At 69.1% G+C, this 24,663-nt stretch carries 27 protein-coding genes; 2 read left to right on the forward strand and 25 right to left on the reverse strand.

What is annotated here, in order from left to right; translation table 11 throughout:
• Positions 1 to 144 precede the first annotated feature (144 nt).
• From JWQ81_RS25545 to JWQ81_RS25600, 12 genes are all read right to left on the reverse strand, one after another.
• Positions 145 to 1,974, reverse strand: a complete 1,830-nt coding sequence (locus JWQ81_RS25545; protein ID WP_297545392.1) for a DUF6541 family protein — start codon at positions 1,972 to 1,974, stop codon at positions 145 to 147.
• Between the two features lie 38 nt (positions 1,975 to 2,012).
• On the reverse strand, positions 2,013 to 3,131 hold the full coding sequence (locus JWQ81_RS25550) for a serpin family protein (RefSeq protein WP_297545311.1): 1,119 nt from the start codon (positions 3,129 to 3,131) through the stop codon (positions 2,013 to 2,015).
• Between the two features lie 51 nt (positions 3,132 to 3,182).
• Positions 3,183 to 4,460, reverse strand: a complete 1,278-nt coding sequence (locus JWQ81_RS25555; RefSeq protein ID WP_297545312.1) for a deoxyguanosinetriphosphate triphosphohydrolase — start codon at positions 4,458 to 4,460, stop codon at positions 3,183 to 3,185.
• Between the two features lie 260 nt (positions 4,461 to 4,720).
• Positions 4,721 to 5,374, reverse strand: coding sequence for a YdcF family protein (locus tag JWQ81_RS25560; protein ID WP_297545313.1), 654 nt, complete (start codon positions 5,372 to 5,374; stop codon positions 4,721 to 4,723).
• 65 nt (positions 5,375 to 5,439) lie between these two features.
• Complete coding sequence (locus JWQ81_RS25565; RefSeq protein WP_297545314.1) at positions 5,440 to 6,045, reverse strand: response regulator transcription factor; 606 nt, start codon at positions 6,043 to 6,045, stop codon at positions 5,440 to 5,442.
• Entirely contained in the window at positions 6,042 to 7,166 is a 1,125-nt protein-coding gene (locus tag JWQ81_RS25570; RefSeq protein WP_297545394.1) for a sensor histidine kinase, read from the reverse strand. Before JWQ81_RS25570 ends, JWQ81_RS25565 begins: the two co-directional genes overlap by 4 nt.
• A gap of 103 nt (positions 7,167 to 7,269) precedes the next feature.
• Positions 7,270 to 8,010 carry an ABC transporter permease gene (locus JWQ81_RS25575; RefSeq protein WP_297545315.1) on the reverse strand — a complete coding sequence of 247 codons (741 nt, stop codon included), beginning with the start codon at positions 8,008 to 8,010 and terminating at the stop codon, positions 7,270 to 7,272.
• Entirely contained in the window at positions 8,007 to 8,984 is a 978-nt protein-coding gene (locus tag JWQ81_RS25580; protein ID WP_297545316.1) for an ABC transporter ATP-binding protein, read from the reverse strand. The genes JWQ81_RS25575 and JWQ81_RS25580 overlap by 4 nt, the downstream gene beginning before the upstream one ends.
• A 152-nt stretch (positions 8,985 to 9,136) precedes the next feature.
• Complete coding sequence (locus tag JWQ81_RS25585) at positions 9,137 to 10,525, reverse strand: glycine--tRNA ligase (RefSeq protein WP_297545321.1); 1,389 nt, start codon at positions 10,523 to 10,525, stop codon at positions 9,137 to 9,139.
• A gap of 93 nt (positions 10,526 to 10,618) precedes the next feature.
• Complete coding sequence (locus JWQ81_RS25590; RefSeq protein WP_297545322.1) at positions 10,619 to 11,275, reverse strand: class F sortase; 657 nt, start codon at positions 11,273 to 11,275, stop codon at positions 10,619 to 10,621.
• Positions 11,276 to 11,409: 134 nt separating this feature from the next.
• Positions 11,410 to 12,057: a class F sortase gene (locus JWQ81_RS25595; RefSeq protein ID WP_297545324.1), complete on the reverse strand. Its 648-nt coding sequence runs from the start codon at positions 12,055 to 12,057 to the stop codon at positions 11,410 to 11,412.
• Positions 12,058 to 12,064: 7 nt separating this feature from the next.
• The gene (locus JWQ81_RS25600) at positions 12,065 to 13,141 is read right to left on the reverse strand and encodes a hypothetical protein (RefSeq protein WP_297545326.1); all 1,077 of its coding nucleotides are present in this window, start codon (positions 13,139 to 13,141) and stop codon (positions 12,065 to 12,067) included.
• Positions 13,142 to 13,368: 227 nt separating this feature from the next.
• On the opposite strand from JWQ81_RS25600, the gene JWQ81_RS25605 reads away from it, so the two are divergent.
• Positions 13,369 to 13,740, forward strand: a complete 372-nt coding sequence (locus tag JWQ81_RS25605; RefSeq protein ID WP_297545328.1) for a metalloregulator ArsR/SmtB family transcription factor — start codon at positions 13,369 to 13,371, stop codon at positions 13,738 to 13,740.
• Positions 13,741 to 13,742: 2 nt separating this feature from the next.
• A complete protein-coding gene (locus JWQ81_RS25610) occupies positions 13,743 to 14,165 on the forward strand; it encodes a Fur family transcriptional regulator (RefSeq protein ID WP_297545396.1) in 423 nt (140 codons plus the stop codon).
• Between the two features lie 75 nt (positions 14,166 to 14,240).
• On the opposite strand, the gene JWQ81_RS25615 is transcribed toward JWQ81_RS25610, so the two are convergent.
• The 13 genes from JWQ81_RS25615 to JWQ81_RS25675 all read right to left on the reverse strand — a co-directional run bounded on the left by JWQ81_RS25615 (position 14,241) and on the right by JWQ81_RS25675 (position 24,613).
• Positions 14,241 to 14,570 carry a ribosomal protein L7/L12 gene (locus JWQ81_RS25615; RefSeq protein ID WP_297545330.1) on the reverse strand — a complete coding sequence of 110 codons (330 nt, stop codon included), beginning with the start codon at positions 14,568 to 14,570 and terminating at the stop codon, positions 14,241 to 14,243.
• 23 nt (positions 14,571 to 14,593) lie between these two features.
• Positions 14,594 to 15,361, reverse strand: coding sequence for a TIGR03943 family protein (locus JWQ81_RS25620; RefSeq protein WP_297545332.1), 768 nt, complete (start codon positions 15,359 to 15,361; stop codon positions 14,594 to 14,596).
• Positions 15,358 to 16,377: a permease gene (locus JWQ81_RS25625; RefSeq protein WP_297545334.1), complete on the reverse strand. Its 1,020-nt coding sequence runs from the start codon at positions 16,375 to 16,377 to the stop codon at positions 15,358 to 15,360. The genes JWQ81_RS25620 and JWQ81_RS25625 overlap by 4 nt, the downstream gene beginning before the upstream one ends.
• A 241-nt stretch (positions 16,378 to 16,618) precedes the next feature.
• Entirely contained in the window at positions 16,619 to 17,065 is a 447-nt protein-coding gene (locus JWQ81_RS25630; RefSeq protein WP_297545336.1) for a hypothetical protein, read from the reverse strand.
• Positions 17,062 to 17,916, reverse strand: coding sequence for an isoprenyl transferase (locus tag JWQ81_RS25635; protein WP_297545339.1), 855 nt, complete (start codon positions 17,914 to 17,916; stop codon positions 17,062 to 17,064). Before JWQ81_RS25635 ends, JWQ81_RS25630 begins: the two co-directional genes overlap by 4 nt.
• A 41-nt stretch (positions 17,917 to 17,957) precedes the next feature.
• On the reverse strand, positions 17,958 to 18,719 hold the full coding sequence (gene recO, locus JWQ81_RS25640) for a DNA repair protein RecO (RefSeq protein WP_297545341.1): 762 nt from the start codon (positions 18,717 to 18,719) through the stop codon (positions 17,958 to 17,960).
• Between the two features lie 49 nt (positions 18,720 to 18,768).
• On the reverse strand, positions 18,769 to 19,311 hold the full coding sequence (locus JWQ81_RS25645) for a CD225/dispanin family protein (RefSeq protein ID WP_297545342.1): 543 nt from the start codon (positions 19,309 to 19,311) through the stop codon (positions 18,769 to 18,771).
• Positions 19,312 to 19,640: 329 nt separating this feature from the next.
• On the reverse strand, positions 19,641 to 20,042 hold the full coding sequence (locus JWQ81_RS25650) for a DUF2752 domain-containing protein (protein WP_297545398.1): 402 nt from the start codon (positions 20,040 to 20,042) through the stop codon (positions 19,641 to 19,643).
• Between the two features lie 155 nt (positions 20,043 to 20,197).
• Positions 20,198 to 21,106 (reverse strand): GTPase Era, encoded by a 909-nt coding sequence (gene era / locus JWQ81_RS25655; RefSeq protein WP_297545344.1) that lies wholly within the window; start codon positions 21,104 to 21,106, stop codon positions 20,198 to 20,200.
• Between the two features lie 47 nt (positions 21,107 to 21,153).
• Positions 21,154 to 21,489, reverse strand: coding sequence for a cytidine deaminase (locus JWQ81_RS25660; RefSeq protein ID WP_297545346.1), 336 nt, complete (start codon positions 21,487 to 21,489; stop codon positions 21,154 to 21,156).
• 25 nt (positions 21,490 to 21,514) lie between these two features.
• Positions 21,515 to 22,885 (reverse strand): hemolysin family protein, encoded by a 1,371-nt coding sequence (locus JWQ81_RS25665; RefSeq protein WP_297545348.1) that lies wholly within the window; start codon positions 22,883 to 22,885, stop codon positions 21,515 to 21,517.
• Positions 22,886 to 22,902: 17 nt separating this feature from the next.
• On the reverse strand, positions 22,903 to 23,460 hold the full coding sequence (ybeY, locus tag JWQ81_RS25670) for an rRNA maturation RNase YbeY (RefSeq protein WP_297545350.1): 558 nt from the start codon (positions 23,458 to 23,460) through the stop codon (positions 22,903 to 22,905).
• 91 nt (positions 23,461 to 23,551) lie between these two features.
• Entirely contained in the window at positions 23,552 to 24,613 is a 1,062-nt protein-coding gene (locus tag JWQ81_RS25675) for a PhoH family protein (RefSeq protein ID WP_297545352.1), read from the reverse strand.
• Between the last annotated feature and the right edge of the window lie 50 nt (positions 24,614 to 24,663).

The following is a 24,663-nucleotide window of genomic DNA, read 5'->3' on the forward strand; positions in this document are numbered from 1 at the left end:
GGTTCCCAGCGCCCGACTTTTGCACGGCCTCGTGGACCACAGTGCGACGACGTCGGCAGGCGACCTAACCCGATTTTCACCCCTCACCAACCCGCCCGCCAGGGCGGAAGACCGACTTTTGTACAAATTGCCCTCGTTGCAGGTTCAGTGTGTCAGGGCGCGGACGTCCCAGAGCCAGACGCCGTCGACGACGGTGGCGGGCTTGCGGAGCAGCAGTTCGACGGTGGTCCGCAACGCGTCGTCGTCGGGGCGGGGGATCAGCACGAGGACGTCCGCGCGCCAGTACCGCAGGTCGGCGAGGGCGCTGGCACGGTCTGTGTCGGACACCGGCGCGGCAGTGCCGGTCTGGTGGACGTTGTCGAGCATGGTCGCCAGTGGCCGCCCGGAGGCGCCATAGCGGCCGCGTTTGTCGGTCGAGCTGGTCGGGCCGACGAAGTATCCCTCGGGCATGCTGAACCCGAGGCCGGCGTCCATCTGCCAGTGCAGCGGTTCCGATTCACCACTGCCCGGCAACGGCACGGTGACCACCGTTCCGCCCGGTTCGACGTACTGGCGCCACGTGCCGTCCGCGAAGAACTGCGGAGTCTGCGGACGATCTTTCACCAGGTAGGCGGTCGGCGCGATCGGCAGCAGAACCGCCACCACCGCGCCAAGCCAGACCAGCCGAATGGGCAGCTTGCGTTCGTCGAACTCCTTGGCCGCGGCGAAAACCCGCTCGGTCGCGATGGCGAGTAGCCCGCCGATGGCGAACACGCAGCCCATGGCCAGCCGGGATTCCAGCAGCGACTCGAAAAGCGGTTTGTCGGCGAGGAGCTTCCACGGCCCGGGGAAGCCCGTCTGGTTGTGCGCGACGACGAGCTGCACGCCGGTGGACAGCCAGGCCATCAGGAACATCGAGATCGCCAGTGACCGCGCGACCACCGACCGCCACAACCAGATGCTCACCATGATCATGAGCACGATCAGCGGCCAGCCGAAGAACGCGTTCTCCTCGGTCCGGTTCATCGAGATGTCGGCGGCGGCGGTGGGGTCACCGGCGATCGACGCGGTGGCGAACCGGGTGAACGCCGCGGTGTCGTTGCCCGATGGGCCGTGTTGGAGCGCTTGGTAGCTCTGCGGGCCGAAGAACTGCCACCACAAGGGATACGCGACGATCACCAGCGCGACGGCGGCGGCGATGGGCAGCCCGATCGCGGCAGGCCGCAGCATCGCGCGTACCTCGACCCGCCTCGAAACGAGGTACGCAACGCCGAAGATCACGAAGGCCAGGACGCCGATGAGGAGCGGTTCCTCGCCGAGGAAGATCTGATAGGCCACCAAGAGGCCCAGGATCACCCCGTCGCGCACCGGATGCGCGCCCTGCACGAGCCGGATCGTCCGCACGATGATGAACGGCAGGACGAACCAGGCCACGAAGTTCGGGTGCGCGTTGCCGTGCGAGATCATCGACGGCGCGAACCCGCAGAACGCCCCGCCGATCCCGGCGCCCACCCTCGACGACACCAGATGGCGCGAGAACACCCAGTACCAGGCCGCCGCCGTCCCGGCGATACCGCCGGTGAGCGCGATGGCCCAGGTCACCGTCGGCCCGAACAGCAGTGTGATGGGGGTCATCGGCACGCTCAGCCCGAGCATGGCGGTGTTGGCCATCATGTTCACGCTGAGCGGGTAGTTCTGCAGGCCGGTGGTCAGCGGGTTCTGCCAGTGCGCGACGTTGCGCGCGGTGACGTCGAAGAACCACTCCCAGAGGTTCTGGTCCGACGCGCTGTTCCACAGGTAGCCATGGCTCAGGTTCAGCCAAAGCCCGCTGTAAAGGACCAGCGCGAAGAACAGGTACCCGGCCATGATGCCGACATCCGACGCCGTCCAGCGGCGGCCGGCCCGCTCGGGCGCGGGCTTCGCGGGATCAGCGAGAGGCGTGTCGGGGGCGTCCGGCTCCAGCAGCGCGGTCAGCTCGTCTTCGTGCAGGCTCACGTAGGAAAGGCCCTCACTGCGGTCTCCACTGGGTGTCCTCACGGCTCGACTACACGCGCGAAGAAGTAGACCATACCGGTGGTGGCGTGCCGCACCAGCAGCAGGAAAGGCCGGTCGACCACGACTTCGACCGGGTCGGCGCTGGTCATCGACATCGCCCGGAACATCACCGCGGTCGCGGCCGCGCCTTCCAATCCCTGCTCGTCGATCTTCAGCACGGCCTGGTGCAGGATCGCCGAGACGTAGACCCGCGGATCAGGTGTGAGCCCGGTCAGATCACCGCCGCGGGTGAACACCTCCCGGACACCCAACCCCTGACACACCTCGGTGAGGGGGGTCGACACGTCGAGCGAGAACTTCGGCAGCGACAGCCCGACGGTGTGTGTCTTCGGCGAGCTCAGCAGCGCCGCGAGCGACCGCTCGTCCAGTGCCGACTCCGCCTCGGCGAGGTCGCCGTCCGGTAGCAGGACGACCGCCTGCACTCCCCCGACCGCCGGCATCGCGACCACCTGCCAGCCGTCACGGGCGCCGTAGCCGAGCAGCTCGGACTGCCGCATCATGGGCACCTTCCGGACCCCGCCGGGCGCGTGGAAGTCGGCCGGTTCGGTCGCGCCGTCGGTGAACTTGTGGACCCACGCCGCGCGCAGGTACAACGCGTTGACCAGGCTCGCGACTGTTTCGGCGTCGACGGAGTCCGGGGGCAGCAGCTCGGGGATGAGACCGCGGGTGCGCTCGGCGACGTCGGCGTTGATCATCAGGCGGGCGCCCTCAGGATCGGCCGCGAACGGCGCGGAGGCGACCTGACCGCCCGGCCACGCGGCGAGTTCGGCGCGGAACCCGTCCTCGATCGGCAGCTCGTCGAGGGCCCAGAGCGTGTTGGACACGGCGAGCACAGGCTCGTCCCTGCCGTGCGGCTCGTCCAGCGTCGCGGCGCCGCGCAAGGACACCGCCAGTTTGCGCAACCCGTCGAAGTTCCGTGCCAGCAAGGACACGAGTTCGTCGGCTGTCTTGCCGCGCGCGGCACGGCTGAGCAACCCGAGCGCGCTGGCCACCGAATACGGCGAGAAACACGAGTTCTGCCCGTCTCCCGCCACCGCCGCGTGCAGCGTCAGGCAGAAGAGCAGATGGTCCGATGTGTTTTCGTCGAGCTCAGCCACACCGAGACGGTACCGGTTCCCCACCGCATTCCGCACTGCTCAGGGACGGGCTCAGCCATGACGTCCGGTATGCCATGAATGCCAGGCATGGGCCTGGGCGTCGGTCAGCGAAGCGACCTGGTCGACGACGACCCGCAGCCGTTCGGCGTCGCCGGGGGCGGTGTTCCAGGCGGGCAGGAAAATCGGGTCCAGCGCTTCCGGCGCCCGTTCGGTCAGCGCGTTGACCAGCTCGGCGAGCACCTGGCGCTGGCCGTCCTGCATGGCCAGCCGCCGCCGGTCGCTCATCACGTACCGCAGCGCGAGCGCCTTGAGCAGGGCGACCTCGGCAGCCACCTGCGCGGGTACCGCGAGCCGTGCCGAGTACCGGGTGAGTGGGCCTTCGCCGTAGGCGGCGCGGGTGCCCGTCACCGCGGCCGAAGCGAATCGGCCGACGAGCTCGCTGGTAAGCCGCTTGAGCGCGACCTGCGCGCCCAGTGAGGTGTCGTGGCTGTTCCCGGCGAGCGCGGCGACTACCGGCAGCTCCAGCAGCTCGCGCGCGGCACCCTCCAAAGTGGACACCGACTGGGCGGAAAAGTGCTTCGCGGCAGCCTCCGCGATGGCGGCGCGCTCCTGCGGGTCGGCGAGGACCCGCAACGAGATTCGTCCGGCGAGCATGCCGTCCTCGACGTCGTGCACCGAGTACGCCACGTCGTCGGCCCAGTCCATGATCTGCGCTTCCAGACAGGGAACGCGCTCCGGCGCGCCCTCGCGCATCCACTCGAACACGGCCGCGTCGTCGTCGTACGCGCCGTACTTGACCTGCCCCGGGCGACGCGGCCACGGGTACTTCGTGGTGGCGTCGAGGCAGGCTCTGGTGAGGTTGAGCCCGGCTACAGTGCCGTCCTCGGTGAGGACCTTCGGCTCAAGCCGCGTCAGGATCCGCAGTGTCTGCGCGTTGCCCTCGAACCCGCCACAGGCTTGCGCGACCTCGTTGAGCGCCTGCTCCCCGTTGTGCCCGAACGGCGGGTGCCCGATGTCATGTGCCAGCCCCGCGGTGTCGACGAGGTCGGGATCGGCGCCCAGCTCCTCGGCGATCCCCCGGCCGATCTGCGCGACCTCGAGTGAATGGGTCAACCGTGTGCGCGGGACACCGCTGACCTCGGCGCCTTCGCCGGGACCGACGACCTGCGTCTTGCCCGCGAGCCGGCGCAACGCGGCCGAATGCAGGACCCGAGCCCGGTCCCGCGAGAACGGGCTGCGCGCGTCTGACCGCGACCCGGCCAGTACCGCGCCCTTGTCCGGCTCGGTCACCAGGCGGGCCCGGTCGTGCCCGGAATACGCGTCGTCCACCCCACCAGCCTAATCACCCCCACCGACAGATTTCTCCCCGCCGAGTGCCACCGTTCGGCGGTTGGTTGTGGTGTCGGGGTGGTGTCGGTGTGACTGGTGAGGTTCTCGAGATTCGTGGGCCCGCGAGTCCCACGTTCAGATCGCCGAGTCCCACCGGACTGGGGCGGGCGAGTAGTCCTTGGCGGGCGCGAAGGCCGGCCGGGTTGTGTCGGTGTACGGCGAAAGCCGGTGTCCGGAGCTGGGTGTCGCCTGTGGTGTGGTCAGCCGACGCCGGTGCTGCCGAAGTCGTCGGCGGGGGTCATCGTGAGCCGGTAGAACAGGTACGCGCCGGTCTCCCGGATGATGTAGCGGGCCTGGATCGCCCTCGTCTGCACGATCGGCCCAGTGTGCGTCGGCGACGCCCACGCGTCGAGCCCGACGTCGTCGGCCATGGTCAGCGCCCGGAACTCGTGCCACGGGTCGCTGACCAGCACCGCGGTGTTCCAGCCGCGCTGTCGCGCCACGTCCGACACCGCGCGGAGGCTGCGCAGGGTGTCGCTGCCCTCCGGCACCGCGAGCGTGCTGTCGACGGGGACGCCGTGGCGCTGCAACCAGTTCGCGCCGGTCTGGCCCTCGGTGTAGTTGTCGTTGGTCTTCTTGCCACCGGTCGTCACGATGGTCGTCGCGACGCCCTCGTCGTAGAGCTCCTTGGCCTTGGCGAGCCGGGCTTCGAAGATCTCCGACGGCTTGCCGTTGTACTGCGCGGCGCCGAGCACGACGATGACGTCGGCGTGACCGCGGTCATCGGCGCGGCCGACCTGCCAGACCCGGAACCCCGTGCCGCCGATCACCAGCAGCGCGATGAGCACCGTCCCGGCCAGGCCGCGGCGCAGCCAGGTGCGCAACCCCGGCTTGGCGACCTCTGGCGTACTCACCTGGCCATCCTCGCAGAGCGTGCCCGAACGGCGACGCGGGGCGCGCCCACCAGCCGTTGCCGGATCTAGAGCCAGCCGCGTTCTTCCGCAAGTCGCACGGCCTCGGCGCGGGTCCGGGCGCCGGTCTTCCCGATCGCGGCGGACAGATGGTTGCGCACAGTTCCCTCGGACAGGTGAAGCGCCCGGGCGATGTCGGCGACCGTGCTGCCGTCCTTGGCGGACTTCAGCACCTCGTGCTCCCGCGTGGTCAGCGGGCTGGCGCCGGTGGCCAGCGACTCCGCGGCGAGCGAGGGATCGACGACCCGCAGCCCGCTGTGGACGCGGCGGACGGCGTCGACGAGCTGCTCCGGCGGGGCGTCCTTGACCACGAACCCGGACGCGCCGGCCGCCATCGCCCTGGCCAGGTAGCCCGGCCTGCCGAAGGTGGTGCAGATGATGATCCGGCACGACGGCATCGCCTTGTGCAGCTCGGCCGCGGCCTCCAGGCCGTCCTTGCCCGGCATCTGGACGTCGAGCAGCGCGACGTCCGGGCTGGTCTCCTTCGCCGCGGCCAGCACGTCGTCCCCCGAGCCGACCTGGGCGACAACCTCGATATCGGATTCCAGGCCGAGCACGGTGGCCAGTGCGCCGCGCACCATCGCCTGGTCGTCGGCGAGCAGGACGCGGATCAAGCGAGTCCTCCGGCGACTTCGGCGCGGGCCGTGACCGGCTCGGGCCGAGCCGCGGCTTCGACGGGCGCCTCGGCCCGCACCAGGAAGCCCCCGCCGGGCCGCGGTCCGGCCTTCACCGTGCCGCTCACCAGTGCCAGCCGTTCGTTCAGGCCGCGCAAGCCGTTCCCCGAGACCACGCCACCGGACGAGGACTCGCCGTCGTCCTCGATCTCCAACCAGGTGTCGCCGAAGCGCACCTTGACCCGGTGGGCACTGGAATGGCGGAGCACGTTGGTGACCGCCTCCCGCAGCACGTAACCGAACGTCGGTTGCAGCGACGGGTGCACGTTGTCCACCGCCTGCGGCAGGTCGAAGTCGATCTCGGCGGCCCGGAGCGCGGCCCGCGCGCCGACCAGCTCCGCCGACAACGACACCTCCCGGTACTCCGACACGGTCGCCCGGACGTCGGACAGCGCACTGCGCGAAAGCCCCTCGACCTCGCGGATCTCGAGGATCGCGCGGTCTTTGTCCGCTGAGCTCTCCAGCACCCGGCGGGCGAGTCCCGCCTTGACCGTGATGGTGGTGAGGCTGTGTCCGAGGATGTCGTGGAGGTCCCTGGCCATGCGCTCCCGTTCACCGGCGACCGCGAGCGTCGCGATTTCTTCGTTGGCCTGCCTGAGTGCGCGCATCGCCCTGACGAGCCTGCCCATGAAGAACAGCGCGCCGGTCACCGCGGCCACCGTGGTCAGGTTGCCCTGTATCCGGCCGAAGTTGCCGAGAAGCAGCTCGACCACGGCGAACAGGCCGAGGCTTCCGCCGTCGAGCACGACCACCCAAGCGGGTGGCAGGGCGAACGCGATGACAGCCGTGGCGTAGATCAACCCGTACAGCGAAGCGAACCCGAACATCGCGAGCACGCCCCAGCCGATTGCCAGCATCAGGACGCAGAACCCCAGTCGTGTATCGAACCTCGTCCTCGGCAGGACCAGCGGGAACGCCACGTAGCAGACGCTGTAAGCAGCGAGGAGAACCACGGCCAGCGTCTTCCACCACATCGCGTGGCCACCGGAGAACACTTCGTCGACCGCCGGGGTCAGGAGCGGCAGCAGGAAGGCGACGCTGATCAGGTACCACCGCCACAGGGACGACTGCGGCCCGTTCTCGCCGAAGTCCTCCTCGCGCCACGTCCAGCCGCCCGACGCCCAGCGCACGCTCTTCTCACTCACCGCCATCGCCTTTCGGTCTTCAGACCCGAGCCGAGTCTTTACGGTAGCGCCTGGCGACCAGCGCCATCAGGACCACGGTCCAACCGCCGAGCACCATCGCGGCGTGGCCGAAGCTGACGTTCAGCTCGTTCGTGACCACCGGCCGGACCAGCGCGGTGAGCCAGTAGCTGGGCAGGAACTGCGCCACGTTGTGTACCCAGGCCGCCGTGTCGATCGGGATCCACAGCCCGCCGAGGAAACCCATGCCCATCATCACCAGCATATTGACCGGCTGCATCGACTCCGGAGTGCCGAACTGGCCGAGCAGCAACCCGATCAGCACGAGTGGGACGGACCCGATCCAGATCCCGGCGATGATCTTCACCCAGCCGATGGCGTCGAGGTGCACGCCTTCGGCCACCCCGGCGATCAGCGGCACGAGGATCAGCGCGGGCAGCCCCACGAGCATGCCGGAGACCCCCTTCCCGCCGAGGTAGCCGGGACCGGACAGCGGGGTGAGACGCAGTTGCCGCTGCCAGCCGACGGAACGTTCGACGGACAGCCTCGCGCCGGTGGACATCGACGCGGCCAGCGTGCCGAACACCATCATGTTCACCATCACCACGCCGACCGCCGACGCCTTCTCCGCCGGGGTGACGCCGCTGAGGAAAAGGTTGGCCTGCAACAGGAACATCAGCACCGGGAAGGCAATCGCGAAGAGCACGAACCGGGTGTTGCGGAACGTCCGCCGGATCTCGGTGCGCAGGTAGGTGACACTCATCGCAGGTTCTCCTGGATCTGGGCGGCGGTAGCGGCAGCGGCGGCAGGGTTATCGGGGCTGGTGAGGGAAAGGAACGCGCCTTCGAGGCCGACCGCGGCGATCTCGATGTCGCGGGCACCGGGCTGGGTCGCCAGCAGTGCGCGCAAGGTGGCGTCGGAGTCGGTGCTGGAGATGGCGACCCGGTCGCCGCGGATTTCGAACTCGGCGATCGCGGGCAGACCCGCGATCGCCGAGCCGGTGACCCCCGGCACGACCGCGCGGACCGTGCGACCCCCTGCGAGCGCACGGACCTGCGCGACCGAACCGTCGGCCACGATCTTCCCCGCCCGCATCAGCACGACGCGGTCGGCGAACTCTTCGGCTTCCTCCAGATAGTGCGTCGCGAAGAGCACTGTCCGTCCGGTCGCCGTGTACTCGTACATGGACTTCCAGAACTCGCGTCTGGTTCCCACATCCATCGCGGCGGTCGGTTCGTCGAGGACGAGCAGGTCCGGGTCGCTGACGAGCGCGACCGCGAACCGCACGCGCTGCTTCTGACCACCGGAGAGCTTGTTGGCGCGCCTGCCTGCCAGATCGGCGATACCCGCACGGCTCAGCGCGTCCTTGACCGGCATCGGCCTGCGGTGCAGCGATGCCACCATCGTGACCATCTCGCCGACCGTGGAGTCGTCGAGCAGCGCGCCGCCCTGCAGCATCGCGCCGATAGCGCCGTGGGACACCGCGTCGCGCGGTGTGGAGCCGAAGACGGACACCGTGCCGTGGTCGGGTTCGGTGAGCCCCAGGAGCATGTCGACGGTCGTGGACTTGCCGGCGCCGTTCGGGCCGAGCAGCGCGACGACTTCGCCGGGCGCGATCGTCAGGTCGAGCCCATCGACGGCGCGCACGTCCCCATAGTGTTTGCGCAGGCCAGTGATATGCACGGCCGCACCGTCGGCGACCCCGGCGCCGGCGTTCGAAGTCTGCGTCTTGTTCATACCCGGAACTCTGCCGCCGGGAGGCCCGGCGCCCCTGGGCCGAGCGTCACGACGTGGCCATGACAAGTGTCAGGGGTCGGAAAACGGAAACGGGCCGTCCCCGGCGAAGTTCGCCGGGGACGGCCCGTTTCCGTGTCTGCGGTGAGCCCTGGTCAGCAGCCGATCAGGCGGGCAGCCAGGTAGGACTCGAGCTTGTCGATCGCGACGCGCTCCTGGGCCATGCTGTCGCGCTCGCGCACGGTCACGGCGTGGTCCTCGAGGGTGTCGAAGTCCACCGTGACACAGAACGGCGTGCCGACCTCTTCCTGGCGCCGGTACCGCTTGCCGATGGAACCGGCGTCATCGAAGTCGGTGTTCCAGTGCTTGCGCAGCATGTCGCCGATAGCCTTCGCCTTCGGCGTCAGATCAGCGTTGCGGGACAACGGAAGCACCGCGACCTTGTACGGCGAGAGCCGGTAGTCGAGCTCCAGCACGACGCGCTTGTCGACGCCGCCCTTGGCATTGGGAGTCTCGTATTCCCGGTAGGAATCGATCAGGAACGCCATCATCGACCGGCCGACACCCGCGGCGGGCTCGATCACGAACGGGCGGAACCGCTGGCCCGACGCCTGGTCGAAGAACGACAGGTCGACGCCCGAGTGGTTCGAGTGCGTGGTGAGGTCGAAGTCGGTGCGGTTGGCGATACCTTCCAGCTCGCCCCACTCCTGACCCGCGTTGAACGAGAACCGGTACTCGATGTCGACGGTCCGCTTCGCGTAGTGCGAGAGCTTTTCCTTCGGGTGCTCGAAGTGGCGCAGGTTCTCGGGATTGATGCCGAGATCGGTGTACCACTGCGTGCGCGCGTCGATCCAGTACTGGTGCCAGGTCTCGTCCTCACCCGGCTCGACGAAGAACTCCATCTCCATCTGCTCGAACTCGCGCGTGCGGAAGATGAAGTTGCCCGGGGTGATCTCGTTGCGGAAGGACTTGCCGATCTGGCCGATGCCGAACGGCGGCTTCTTGCGCGTGGTGGTCTGGACGTTGAGGAAGTTGACGAAGATGCCTTGCGCGGTCTCCGGGCGGAGGTAGGCGAGGCCTTCCTCGGTCTCGACCGGGCCGAGATGGGTCTTCAACATCATGTTGAAGTCCTTCGGCGCGGTGAACTGGCCGCGGTTACCGCAGTTGGGGCACGGCACCTCGGTCAGATCGTCCTCGCTGGTCTCCTTGCCGCTCCGCTCCGAGTAGTCCTCGGCGAGCTGGTCGGCGCGGAACCGCTTGTGGCAGGAGAGGCACTCGACGAGCGGGTCGGTGAAGACGTTGACGTGGCCGGACGCGACCCACACCTGGCGCGGGAGGATGACCGAGGAGTCGAGGCCGACGACGTCGTCGCGACCCTGGACCACCGTCTTCCACCACTGACGCTTGATGTTGTCCTTCAGCTCGACGCCGAGGGGTCCGTAATCCCACGCAGACCGGGTTCCGCCGTAGATCTCGCCAGAAGGGAAGACGAAGCCACGACGCTTGCACAGGCTGACGACGGTCTCGATGGTGTTAGCGGGCACTCCACGCTCCGAAGCATGCGGGGACGGATATGGGACTGAAAGGTCCACACTATCCGCCCCCTCCACCGAGTTCGCGAGGGGATTAGACGACTGTCAAGGGTGGGAGACGAGATCGGCGGTCACGATCCGGTTCTCGTCGTAGCCCTCGCTGCCGCCGACGTACTCGCCGCCACAGGTCACCAGCACCAGCCGGTGCGGTCCGTCCTGCCCGAACAGCTGGGGCGCGCTCTGGTCCAGCTTGGACTTGTCGATGGTCACGATGTCGGAGATCTTGTACACCCACTTGCCGCCGGTGGCGTCGACGACGTCGACCTCCTGACCGTCCTTGACCCGCCAAAGCTCGTCGAACGGGCCCTTCTGGCCCTTCCAGTTGACATGCCCGGACAGCAGCATCGCGCCCTGCGCGGCCCCGGCGTCCGCGCCCCACCAAGCGGCTTCGCCGAGGCTTTGCGGGATGGGCAGCGTGCCGTCGGCGGTGAGTTCCTGCTTGACCAGCTTCGCGATGCCGCCGCCGGGCAGCGTGACGACGCCGGGGATCTGGGACTGCAGCCCCTGCGGGACCGGGGCTGCCACGCTCTGCGTCGACGACGCCGAAGACGGCACCGGCGTCCCGCCCGCCACCGCGGAATCACTCTTTCCGGTGAACACGAGCAGCACGGCGACGAGCGCCGCGACCACCAGGAGCCCCGCGCTCAGCAGCCAGCGAGTCCGGGACGAACCTGGTTTCGGACCGCCGATTTGTTCCACCATCGAGACCTGCTCCTTCACTGCGGACGGGCACCTCACGCGGCGAGGTGCTGCCGCTAGACACGCCGTCGGCGAACAGGCGGGTTGCAGCGGGTTTCTGGGGCTGGTGGGGTCAGTGGGGCTGCTGTGGCTCAGCGCTACCTGGGGCGGGTGACGAGGTCGGCCGTGACGATGCGGTTCTCGTCGTAGCCGTCGGTGCCCCCGACGTAGTCGCCCCCGCAGGTCACCAGCACCAGGCGCGGCGGCCCGTCCGGGCCGAACAGGGTCCGCGCCTGCGCCGGCAGGGCGTCCTTGTGCAGGGTGACGATCGCACTGACGCGGTACACCCAGTGCCCGCCGGCGGTGTCGACCACGTTGACTTCCTGCCCCTGCCGGATCGACCAGAGCTGGTTGAACGGACCGGTCGTCCCCGCCCAGTTGACGTGGCCGGACAGCAGGGACGCCCCGTGGGCGGTACCCAGCTCGACGCCCCACCAGGCGGCGCGTTCGAGGCCTTGCGGGATCGGCAGGACCCCCTTCGAGGTCACTTCCTCACGCACGAGCTTCGCGGTGCCGCCGCCCGGCAGCAGGACCGTTCCGGGGTGCTGCGCGGCGCGCGGCACCTGGGGCGCCGTCGTGACGTCCGCCGGCAGTTCGAGCGGGGCGCCGGGCGAGGGCAGGGCGACCACGAGCGGGACCTCCGGCGGTGGCGCGCCCGGGGCTAGGACGGCGACACCCGCCACGGCAAAACCGCAGGCCAGCACGCCGATCAGCACGGCTAGCCACCTCCGCCGCGGAATGTCCATCGTGGCGCTACTTCGGCGTTCCCGGCGCCGCCCGGCGACGCCATATCGCCGCGGCGGCGGCCGCGAGCGCGACACCGGCGCCGACCAGCGCGAAGCCCCACGGCGAGCCGGTCTTCCGGTCGGGCGCGGCCGTCACCCCGGCGGGGATGTTCGTCGGCACGATGGGCTGCGCGCCTTCCGAGGTCGCTGTCCCGGCCGCGGGCCGCGCGACGAAGCCCTTCGGCAGAGAGCAGCTGACACCGCCGAGCACGATCCTGGTGTGCACATCCTGGACGCCGGCCGCGGTGACGACGTGCGTGACGACGTCGACCTGCCACCCCGAGGCGGCCGTGACGTCACCGCCGCGCCACGCGTCCTGCCGCAGCAGCTGGTCGAACGACGTCACCCGGGACACCGTGACGTCCGAAGTGGTCTTTGGTGGCGACGCGCCATCCACGGCGGACGGCGGGCCTGCCTTAATGCCCGTCATGATCGCCTTCTGCGTACCCGCGGGCACGGCGACCTGCACGAGCTGGTCCGTCGCGTCGCGCAGCCACAGCTTCGCCGCGCTCGCCGTCGACGTGACGGCGTCGACGGCGGCGCAGTCGACACTCGTCTTGGCATCGGAGAACACGACCACGGCGTCGTCCGAGGGTGAGGCTTTGCCTCGGCCGTTGTCGAGCAGCGCGTAGTTGCTTTCGGCGACCGCCGTGGGCACCGTGGTGGCCTCGAGCGAGGCGACGACGTGGTGGTCGGTGCTCTTGACCTCGGCCGGGAACGGGCTCGGGTCGCCGAACCTGCCCACGGCGAGCTTGTACTGGGGGCTGGTGCCGAGGGCGCCGCGCTCGCCGTCGTCCTGGGGCACCACGGTGCGGTCCTGGGACAACGTCGAAATGCCGGGCCGCAGCGGCGAACGCTGCGTTTCGGTGATGACAAAACCGCCGCCGGTGTCCGGGCCGACCTTGATCGCGGCGACGTTGGCGAACGACACCGGGCCGGTGTTCTCGTCGACCGGCGAAACCCCTTGCGCGGCCGCGATTCCCGGCAGGGCCACCACCGCGAGCACGGCGGTACCGACAACCAGCTTCGTGCCCGATCGCGTCATGTCTCCCCAGCCTCCGGTCGAAACTCCCGTCGCGGCTACAACGCTCTGTGACAGAGGTGGTGCTTGAAAAGCAAAATCCGTGTGAGCCACCCTAAGGGAGCAGCGGCCCGCTGCGCCACCGGGAGTAACCGGCCTGCCGGGCGCGGAACACTAGGATGGAAGGAGGCGTTGACGAATGGTAATGAAACCGGGTATCGAAATCAGGTCCGACCAGGGTGGAGAAGAGCATGGCGACGGTCAGCACCGCGGGATTGCCCGGCGGGGCGGAGCTGCACGCACCGCAACGCCCGCCCGCGGAGCCGCGCACCCCGAGTTCGGCGGCCGTGCTGTCGGACGCCGGTGACCTGCTCCGCGCGCTCGCCGCGCCGGTCCGGATCGCCATCGTGCTCCAGCTGCGCGACGAGGACAGGTGCGTGCACGAGTTGGTCGACCTGCTCGGGGTGGCGCAGCCGCTGATCAGCCAGCACCTGCGTGTGCTGAAGACCGCCGGGGTCGTGCACGGGGAGCGACGGGGCCGCGAAGTCGTCTACCGCCTGGTGGATGATCACCTGGCGCACATCGTGGTCGACGCGGTGGCCCACGTCCAGGAGGGGAAGTGACCATGAGTTCGGCGAGTTCCGCCACGGCCCGTGGCTCGGCACCGGTACCGGGCCGCCGGGCCACCAAGCAGCGCGCCGCCGTCGTCGAGCTGCTCAACGAGGTCGACGACTTCCGCTCCGCCCAGGAACTGCACGACGAGCTGCGCAAACGTGGCGACGGCATCGGCCTCACCACGGTGTACCGCACGCTACAGTCGCTGTCCGAAGCCGGCGAGATCGACGTGCTGCGCACCGGCTCCGGCGAGGCGATCTACCGGCGCTGCTCGGCACACCATCACCACCACCTCGTCTGCCGCGTCTGCAGCCGGACGGTCGAGGTCGAAGGCCCCGCCGTCGAGCGCTGGGCGGAGAAGATCGCCTCGGCCCACGGCTTCTCGGAGATCTCCCACACCGTCGAGATCGTCGGCATCTGCGACCGCCACTGACCCGAACGCGCCCCACGCGCGTCCGCGTGCACTTCACGCCCGTCCGAGCGCATTTCGTGTGCGCTCAAGCACGGTTCAGCGCTCTCCGGCGATCCGCTCGACGGCTTCCTTGGCGTCCTTGAGACCGGCGCCAGTGCTCTCGCGATACGCCTTGATGGCTTGGATCTTCTGCCCTTGCCGAAGGAATTCGTGAACCTCGTCGAGGCCGGGCTCCAGCCGCGGCAGTGGCGGCAGTCCAGGCGCGGCCACATCGAGGCCGAGATGTTCGATGACGGCGTCGAGCTTGCGCTCCACCTGGTCGAGTTTGCGCTCCACCCGCTGGATCTTGCGGCCCGCTCCCGCCGAACTCTGCATCCCGATCAGGATCACGACGAGGATTCCCAGCAACAGCCATCCGTAGTCCACGCCCGAGACCCTAGTGGCAGCGCTCAGTACTCGTACGGGTCCTGCGGGGCGGTGAGGGCGTGGATGTCCGACACGGTGAGGTCCGGCGTGTAGCTGTTGCCCGGGTTCGCGGTGTCGGGCACGGCCTGCCCGGTGACGCCGACCCACGCGTCGCTGGCGAACCTGGCCGAATCGTCGCCCCGCAGGCGCACGGTGACCGGGTACGCGTCGGCCGCGCAGCAGCTGATCACCATCCTGGCCAGCAGCGTGTCCCCGCCCGAATGAACGACGAACCCGGACAGCGTGACCGTTCGGCCGTTCAGCGCGCCGCTGCGGTCGTAGCCGGCCCTGGCGACGAAGGCGCTGACCGACATCGGCAGCACGGCGCCGCCCGGGAGCGGCGGGAAGGTGGCGGCCTGCATCGCCGCGGCGCCCTGCGGGGCCCTGGACGTCGTTCTGACGACCGAGTCGGCGCCCAGTGCGGGTGGGGCGACCAGGAACACCGCCAGCACCGGCACCATCAGCAGCCACGCCGACCGCACGGTGTGGCTGTGCCCGTGGCCATCGTCAGTGTGATCGTCAGTGTGAGCATTGGTGTGCGCGTGGGCCCGCGCCCCGGCCGACGCGCGGCGCGCGGTCGCCAGGTCGCGGCCGATCGCGATCGAGCCCAACAGCAGCATCACCGCGCCGCCGGCGATCACCCACGGCTGCTGGGACGGTTTCACGTACCGCAGGTAGTCGCCGTTGATCGCGATCTTCAGCAGCGCGCCACCCAGCAGGATCAGCAGGATGTTCTGGGTTTCCCGTTTCACGAACCACTCCCCAGCACCAGCAGGCCGGTGACGACCCCGCAGATCGTGGCCACCACGAAGGTGACCGGTGCGAACCGGACGGCGAACGCGCGGCCGAACGTGCCCGCCTGCAACGCGAACAGCTTGACGTCGATCGCCGGGCCGACGACCAGGAACACGAGCTTCGGCAACATCGGCAACGCCGTCAGCGAAGCGGCGACGAACGCGTCCGCCTCGCTGCACAACGCGAGCACCACTGCGAGCACCGCCATCACCAGCACGCCCAGCACCAGCTGATGTCCGAGCAGGCCGAACCACCGCTGCGGCACCAGGACACCGAGCGCGGACGAGATGAGCGCGCCGAGGACCAGGAAACCGCCCGCCTCGACCAGGTCGGTCCGCGCTGTTTCGACGAAGGTCTTCCACCGGTCGCCGGGCTCGACGTCGGGCATACGGCGCAGCGCGCGCTCGGTGATCCACGACAGCTTGCCCCAGCGCGCCCAGATCCAGCCCATCACCATCGCGGTGGCTAGCGAGCCGAGGAACCGGGCGAGCACCATCTCCGGGCGCCCGGGGAACGCGACCGCCGTGGCGACCAGTACCACCGGGTTCACCGCGGGTGCGGCCAGCAGGAACGTCAACGCGGCCGCCGGCGCGACCCCCTGACCGATCAGCCGGCGGGCCACCGGCACCGACGCGCACTCGCAGCCCGGCAGCGCGACCCCGGCGAGACCCGCCACCCCGACCGCGACATTCTGCTTACGCGGCAACACCTTCTCGAGCACATGGGCCGGCACGAACGCCGCGATCGCGCCGCTGATCAGCACGCCGAGGACGAGGAACGGCAACGCCTGCACGCAGACCGCGACGAACACCGTCGCCCCGGTGCGCAGCGCGGGCACGTCGAAGACGTTCTGCAGCCAGCCCTGCGCCAGGATCGCGATCAGCAAGATCGCGCACAGCACCTCGATCGAGGTGATCCGCGCGCGCCCCGCCCGTTTCCCTGGCCGGGTGGCTGTTTCCGGTTTGAGTCCCACGAGCAGTGATGATGCCAGGCAGGCCCGTCGGTCTCCGAACCGCACACAGCACGACCGGTACGTCTCGTAAGGGTATTTCGCTCTCGGCGGAACGGCGGACCAGAGCGGTCCCAGCCGATGACCGCAACTCGACGGCGAGTTGCGATCGCCCACGGCCCACCGACACGACGGAGGGCACTCTTGGACAAAAGTGCCCTCGTTGAGACTTCAACCAGGGCACAAAAGTACAAAAGTGCCTGCGTCAGGGGGTGTCTTCGGTCGTTTCCGGCTCGCTGGCGACGCTGCCCAGCAGGTCCGTGCGCAGCTGCGACGCCGTGGAGATGACCAGCATCAGCAGCGTACCCAGCGGCACCGGGTCCATTCCCTGCGCCGGGAACGCGTAGCGCAGCGTGATGTCCAGCCCACGGTCGGTGTGCACCACGCCGAGCGTGCCGAACAGGCCCTGACCAGCGCGTTCAGCGGCCGACGCGGCGATGCCCTGGTCCTTGGGCAGGTCCCACGCCACGACGCAGGTCAGGCTCAGCACGTTCAGGCCCTCGGCGAGCCGGGTCGCCTGGATGACGCACGGCACGTCCGCGTGCGAGAACGTCAACGCGCCGTCATCGTCGACGTGGACCTCGAGATAACGCTCCAGGGACTCCCTGGCCAGCGTCAGCAGCGCCGCGGTTTCGGCTGCTTCGTTCGTCACGGGGTGCCTTCCGAATTCACTACGGCCGCGGCTGAAGCGGCTGAAGCATCGACGGCAGCGCCAAACCGCCTGTCCCGCTTGGCGAAGTCCAGACACGCGCGCCACAGGTGCGTGCGGTCGAAATCCGGGAACAGGGTGTCTTGGTAGACGTACTCGGCGTACGCCGACTGCCACAGCATGAAGTTCGAGGACCGCTGCTCGCCCGAGGGCCGCAGAAACAGGTCCACGTCCGGCATTTCCGGCTGGTACAGGTATTTCGCGATGGTCCGCTCGTCGACCTTGTCGGGGTTGAGCTTGCCCTCGGCGACGAGCTGCGCGATCTTGCGGACGGCGTCACCGAGCTCGGCGCGGCCGCCGTAGTTGACACACATCGTCATGTTCAGCGCGGTGTTGCCCTTGGTCCGCTCTTCGGCGACCTGCAGTTCCTTGATCACGCTCGCCCACAGCTTCGGCCGTCGGCCTGCCCAGCGGATGCGGACCCCGATCGAACCGAGATAGTCGACCTGGCGCCGGATGGTGTCCCGGTTGAATCCCATCAGGAAGCGGACTTCCTCGGGGCTCCGCTTCCAGTTCTCCGTCGAGAAGGCGTACACCGACAACCACTTGACGCCCATCTCGACCGCGCCGCTGGCGACGTCGATCATCACCGCTTCGCCGCGCTTGTGGCCCTCGATCCGCGGCAGGCCCCGCTGGTTGGCCCAGCGGCCGTTGCCGTCCATGACCAGCGCGACATGCTGGGGCACGAGCTCGGCGGGGATCTCGGGGGGTCTCGCACCGGACTCGTGCGGCTCCGGGTCCCGGGTCTTCACGATCGGCGACAACGCCTGGACCTCGCGTCCCCTGCGTAACACCCGCTTACCTCCGCTATCCGGCAACCACAACGGGTCCGACCCTACTTGCCGGGTACGGGCGTATCCCGGGCACGCCTCTCCACCAGGGGCAGCGAGCGCAGCTGGCGCTCCAGATGCCATTGCAGATGGGCCGCGACCAGACCGCTCGCGTCCCGCCTCGAGCCCTGCTGAGAAGCCTCGGCGACGTCCCAGTCGCCGTGCAGCAGCGCCTCGAGCAGCAGCAGGACCTCGGGCGCGGGGTGCACGCTCCCGGGCACCCGGCAGTTCGTGCACATCGACCCGCCGGCGGCCACGCTGAACGCGTTGTGCGGCCCCGGGGCGCCGCAGCGGGCGCACTCGCTGATGGCCGGCGCCCAGCCGGCGAACGCCATCGCGCGCATCAGGAACGCGTCGAGGACCAGTGAGGCGTCCCGCTGCCCAGCGGCCAGCGCCCGCAGCGCCCCGGTGAGCAGGAGGTACAGCCGGAGCGAGGGCTCACCCTCCTCCGCGGCCAGCCTGTCGACCGTCTCCGCGATCGCGCTGGCCGCGGTGTAGCGCTGGTAATCCGCGACGAGCGGCAGCGCGAACGCGTCGACTGTCTCCACCTGGGTGATCACGTCGAGGGTGCGGCCGCTGTAGAACTGCACGTCGACATGGCCGAACGGCTCCAGCCGGGCGCCGAACCGCGACGAGGTGCGGCGCACGCCCTTCGCGACGGCACGGACCTTGCCGTGCCGCCGGGTCAGCAGGGTGATGATCCGGTCGGCCTCACCCAGCTTGTGCGTACGCAGCACCACCCCGGTGTCGCGATACAGGTTCACCACCAGGACATCGTCCCACTATCGGCCGACATCCGGTGGTAACGACCCTCGATCAGCAGTAGCTGCCGTAACAGTGGACCGTGCTGACGGCAAAGGCGAAGAAGATGATCCAGATCAGGAAGAAGGCCCAACCGACCGCACCGATGATCGTCGCGGTCAGGCACAGCGTCTTCGTCGTCTGCGAGGCCTGCTGCGCCATGGCGTAGTTGCCCTGCATCTTGTAGGTGTTGACCTCGTTGGACTTGATGATGGCGAAGATCGCGATGATCCACATCAGGAAGATGCAGCCGATCGCCCAGCCCTTGTAGTCCTTGATCTCCTGGCCGCCACCGGGCATGCCACCCGGCATCCCGCCGCCGGGCATGCCATACGGCGCCTGCTGGCCGTAGGGAGCGGGCTGGCCGTACGGCGCCGGCATCCCACCGGACGGCATCCCGCCGGCGGGCGTGCCATACGGCGGCTGCTGGCCGTAGGGCGGCTGGCCCTGGCCATAGGGCGGCTGCTGTCCATAGGGCGGCTGCTGTCCATAGGGCGGCTGCTGTCCATAGGGCGGCTGCTGCCCGTAGGGCGGCTGCTGCCCGTAGGGGTTGGTCATCGAAGGTTCCTCTTGGTCGGGTCGATCGCGGCGAAGACGCGATGGAGGTCAGATGCTGGAAGGCCGGTCACCCAGTGGAAGAACGCGGAGACGACGTACCGCCGGCCAGAACGCCCCCGGCCATGGTTACGAGTCACCCGAATCCCCCCTTGCTGCTGTTCGTCGCACCCGCACACCCCGCGGGTACCCGGTCTGAACTTACGTGATCACGGCGCAAAGGACAGCCCGGTGCGCGGGAGCGTACCTGGTCTGGTGAGGCGAGCCACCGTCAGGCGAGCCCCGGCCGCCTGGCCGCGGTTGGACGCAATCCGGCCGGCCGGGGTTCCGCCTCAGACGAACAATCCGCTGAAGGGTGCGAACGGCAGATTCCGCACAACGAACCAGCCCGCGAACGCGATCACGAAGACGATGGGGGTCCAACGCCACTGCAGCCAGGTGCCCACCGGACGCCCCCGCAACCGGCCGACGGTCCACGCGACGGCGCTCCAGCCGAGCAGCAGGAGGACTACCAGCGACAGCGCGTTGTAGTGCAGCGCGGCCCGGATGTCGCCGTGCAGCAGGCTGTACACCATCCGCATGCCGCCGCAGCCGGGGCAGTCGATGCCGAACAACGCCTTGGTGGGACACACCGGGAGCGGACCGCCGGGGGTGGTGGGGTCGCCGAGCAGCACCGCCACACAGCAGACCCCCGCGCCGCCGGCGACCGCGAGCGGTGCGCTCAGCGCGCGCATCCGCCCGCCGAAGCCGCGGGCGGGCACTCCCGTGTAGACGGTCGAGAACGTGTTCACGGCGTGATGCGGCTGAACGAAGTGCCGATGATCGCGAGCTTCACCACGATGAACACGATGCAGCGCATGCGCGTCCCTCCCCCAGCGTCGATGACGGACTAGAAACCCAAGCGCCGCAACTGCTTGGGGTCGCGCTGCCATTCCTTCGCGACCTTGATGTGCAGATCGAGGTAGACCTTGGTGCCCAGCAGCGCTTCGATGTGCTTGCGCGCCTCGATGCCGACCTTCTTCAGCCGCTCGCCCTTGTGCCCCAGGATGATGCCCTTCTGGCTCGGGCGCTCGACGTAGAGGAAGGCGTGGATGTCGATCATGTCGTCGCGGCCCTCACGCGGCACCATTTCTTCGACGGTCACGGCGATGGAGTGCGGCAGTTCGTCGGTGACGCCTTCCAGCGCGGCCTCCCGGATCAGCTCCGCGACCAGCGTCTGCTCGGGCTCGTCGGTGAGGTCGCCGCCGGGATAGAGCTGCGGCCCCTCGGGGAGCTTGCTCACCAGCAGGTCCTTCAGGGCGTCGACCTGGAAGTTGTCCACCGCGGACACCGGGATGAGGTCGGCGAACTCCATTACCTTCTGCAGGGCGAGCAACTGCTCGGCGATCTGCTCCGGCTTGACGAGGTCGGTCTTGGTGACCACCCCGACGATCGGCGTCCGCTTGGCGATCTTGGTCAGCTCGGCGGCGATGAACCGGTCCCCCGGGCCGATCTTCTCGTTGGCAGGCACGCAGAATCCGACGATGTCCACTTCGGACCAGGTCGAGTGCACGACGTCGTTGAGCCGCTGGCCCAGCAGCGTGCGCGGCCGGTGGAGGCCGGGGGTGTCGACCAGGATCAACTGGGCGTCGGGGCGGTGCACGATGCCCCGGATGGCGTGCCGGGTGGTCTGCGGCTTGCTGGAGGTGATCGCCACCTTGCTGCCGACGAGCGCGTTGGTCAGCGTCGACTTGCCGGCGTTGGGGCGGCCGACGAAACAGGCGAAGCCGGAGCGATGCGGTGGCAGGGGCGTGGTCATCCGCTCATTCTCGCTGATGGCCGCGCTGCCTGGCCGGGCGGTGTGGCTCAGCGCAGGACGTCGAGGACCGTGCCCGAGGGGTCGGCCCGGAAGATGGGCGCGGTTTTCGCCAGGTCGCGGACGGCCTGCACCGACGACTCCTGCACCAGCGGCGCCAAGCTGACGACGGCGGCCGCCTCGATGCCCTCGGCACCGCTGGACACCGCGGCCGCGATCGCCGCCTGCACCGCGGTGAGCTGGAACGACGGCTGGTCCACCGTGCTCGCCGCGTACGTGCGGCCGTCGGTGTCCCGGACCGCCGCACCTTCGGCCGCCTGGGTGCGGGCTCGTGCCGACCGGGCCAGGGTGACGATCTTCTGGTCTTCAGGATCGAGCTCAAGCATGGTCGCTCCTAGGTGTCACGGTCGGTCAGTTGTCTTCGTCGGCGGACTGGACCCGGATGCGGCGGCCCGAGATCCGGTCGTCGGAGGCGTGCACCACGACCGTGGTGATCCGCATCCTGCCACGCCGGTCCTTGCCGCCCTCGGCGTGCAGGCGCAGGCCGGCGACCTCGGCTTCGGCACCCGGCAGCGGGACGCGGCCCAGCCGCTCGGCCAGCAAGCCGCCGACGGTCTCCACGTCGTGGTCTTCGAGCTCGATCCCGAACAGCTCGCCGAGGTCGTCGATGCCGAGCCTGGCCGACACCCGCACGGACCGGTCGTCGAGGATCTCCACCGGCGGCCGCTCGTCGGTGTCGGACTCGTCGGTGATCTCGCCGACGATCTCCTCGAGCACGTCCTCGATGGTGAGCAGCCCGGCCGTGCCGCCGTACTCGTCGACAGCGATGGCCATGTGGTTGTGGGAGTGCTGCATCTCCTTGAGGAGCTCGTCGAGCCGCTTCGAGTCCGGCACGTAACTCGCCGGGTTCATCAGCTCCTTGACCTGGCGGGAGGCACCGCCTTCGGTCAGGTACACCGACATCAGGTCCTTGATATTGGCGACGCCCACGATGTCGTCGACGGAGTCGTCGATCACCGGCACCCGCGTGAACCCGGTGCGCAGAGCCAGCGCCAGGGCCTGGCGCACGGACTTCGTCTGCTCGATCCAGACGATCTCGGTGCGCGGCACCATCACCTCGCGGGCCACGGTGTCCCCCAGCTCGAACACCGAGTGGATCATTTCGCGCTCGGAGTCCTCGACGACCCCGCGTTCCTGCGCCAGGTCGACCAGCTCCCGCAGCTCGACCTCGGTGCTGAACGGGCCCTCGCGGAAACCCGCGCCGGGGGTGATCGCGTTACCGACGACGATCAGCAGCCTGCTCAGCGGGCCCAGCACCTTGCCGAGGATCCGGACCGGACCGGCCACCAGCGTGCCGACGCGGTACGGATGCTGGCGGCCGATCGTGCGCGGGCCGACGCCGATCAGGACGTAGCTCACCACGACCATCACCACCGCGACGACGAGCAGCGCGAGCCACACCGGGGAGACCCACCGCAGGAACACGACCGTGACCAGCACGGTCGACGTCAGCTCGCAGCCCATCCGCAGCAACAGCAGCAGGTTGATGTGGCGGCGGCGTTCGGCGATCACCATCGTCAGCTGGCGCGCGCCGAGCCTGCCCAGCCGGACAAGGCCTTCGACACGGGCCAGCGAAACCGTGCTGACCGCGGAGTCCGCCGCGGCGAACACCCCGGCGAGCAGCACCAGCGCGACGGCGATGACCAGCAGCGTCGGTGAATCGGCGCCGCCACCCGCGACGGTTGTCTCGAGCTGCGAGACGGCTTGCGCGGCGCTACCCATCAGCGAACTCGGAGAGCTCAGGCGGGTTCGACATCTTCGCCGGCCGGCGCGTCGAGCCCGGCCGTCCCCAGCAGCCTGTCGTCCGCGCTGCGCTGCGCACTCTGGCGCTGCACGGCGACGGTGGCGGCCTGGAACTCGGCGAGGATCCGGTTCTGCAGGCCGAACATCTCACGTTCCTCGGCGGGCTCCGCGTGGTCGTAGCCGAGCAGGTGCAGCACGCCGTGCACGGTGAGCAGGTGCAGCTCGTCGATCAGCCCGTGGCCGGCGGTCTTGGCCTGGTCCTTGGCGAACGCCGGGCACAGCACGATGTCGCCGAGCAGCGCCGGTGACGGGTCCGCGGCGTCGGGACGGCGCGACGAGTCGAGCTCGTCCATCGGAAAGGCCATCACGTCGGTCGGGCCAGGGAGGTCCATCCACCGGTCGTGGAGGTCTTCCATCACCTCGAGGGTGACGAGCATGACCGACAGCTCGGCCAGCGGGCTGACTTCCATCTTGTCCAGCGCGAACCGCGCGGCCGACACGATCGACGTCTCGTCGACCCCGACCCCGGACTCGTTGGCGATCTCGATACTCAAACTGTTTCCGCCTCCGCGGTAAGAAAATGCGATAGCGGTATCTGACGCCGCCTCTGCTGAGAAAAACACATCAGCGGTATTAAACAGCGCGTCAGCGACGCCCCTTCCAGCCACCCGTCGAGCCCGTGGCCTCTTCGGCGTCCTGGCGGGCCTGGTATTTCTCGTAGGCGTCGACGATGTCCCCGACCAGGTGATGCCGAACGACGTCCTGGCTGGTCAGCTGCGCGAAATGGAGCCCGTCGACGCCGTCGAGGATGTCCCGGACGACCCGCAGCCCGCTCTTCTGGCCGTTGGGCAGGTCGATCTGGGTGATATCGCCGGTGACCACGATGCTGGAACCGAATCCGAGCCGGGTGAGGAACATCTTCATCTGTTCGGGGGTGGTGTTCTGCGCCTCGTCGAGGATGATGAACGCGTCGTTGAGCGTGCGTCCACGCATGTACGCCAGCGGGGCGATCTCGATCGTGCCCGCCTGCATCAGCCGCGGGATAGTCTCGGGATCGACCATGTCGTGCAGCGCGTCGTAGAGCGGCCGAAGGTACGGGTCGATCTTCTCGTTGAGCGTGCCCGGGAGGTACCCGAGCCGCTCGCCCGCTTCGACGGCGGGACGCGTCAGCACGATGCGGGTGACCTGCTTGGCCTGCAGCGCTTGGACGGCCTTCGCCATGGCGAGGTACGTCTTGCCGGTACCGGCTGGGCCGATGCCGAACACGATGGTGTGCTCGTCGATCGCGTCGACGTACCGCTTCTGGTTCAACGTCTTGGGGCGGATCGTCTTCCCGCGGCGGGAGATGATGTCCATGCTGAGGACGTCGGCCGGGGAGTCGGAGTCGCCGGTGGAGAGCATCCCGACGGTGCGGCGGACGGTGTCCGGGCCGACGGGCTGGCCTCGTCCGGCGAGCGTGACGAGCTCGGCGAACACGCGCTCGCCGAACGCCACGTCGGCCGGGATGCCGGTGAGAGTGACTTCGTTGCCCCGGACGTGCACATCAGCCACGAGCAGTTCCTCGACGACGCGGAGGTTCTCGTCGCGGGATCCGAGCAGCGTGAGCGCGGCGGCTTCGGGGATGGGGAATTTGGATTGCGCCGACTGAGTCGCGACGCCCTTGGGGACGTCGGCTCGGGCGGCTCCACCCTGTGGAGTACCGGCCACGTGCTTTCGGGCCTGCTTTCTGCGCGATCGCTGATGCTGTCGTAAGAGCG

It is taken from the genome of Amycolatopsis sp. (assembly GCF_025464955.1).
GTDB lineage: Bacteria > Actinomycetota > Actinomycetes > Mycobacteriales > Pseudonocardiaceae > Amycolatopsis.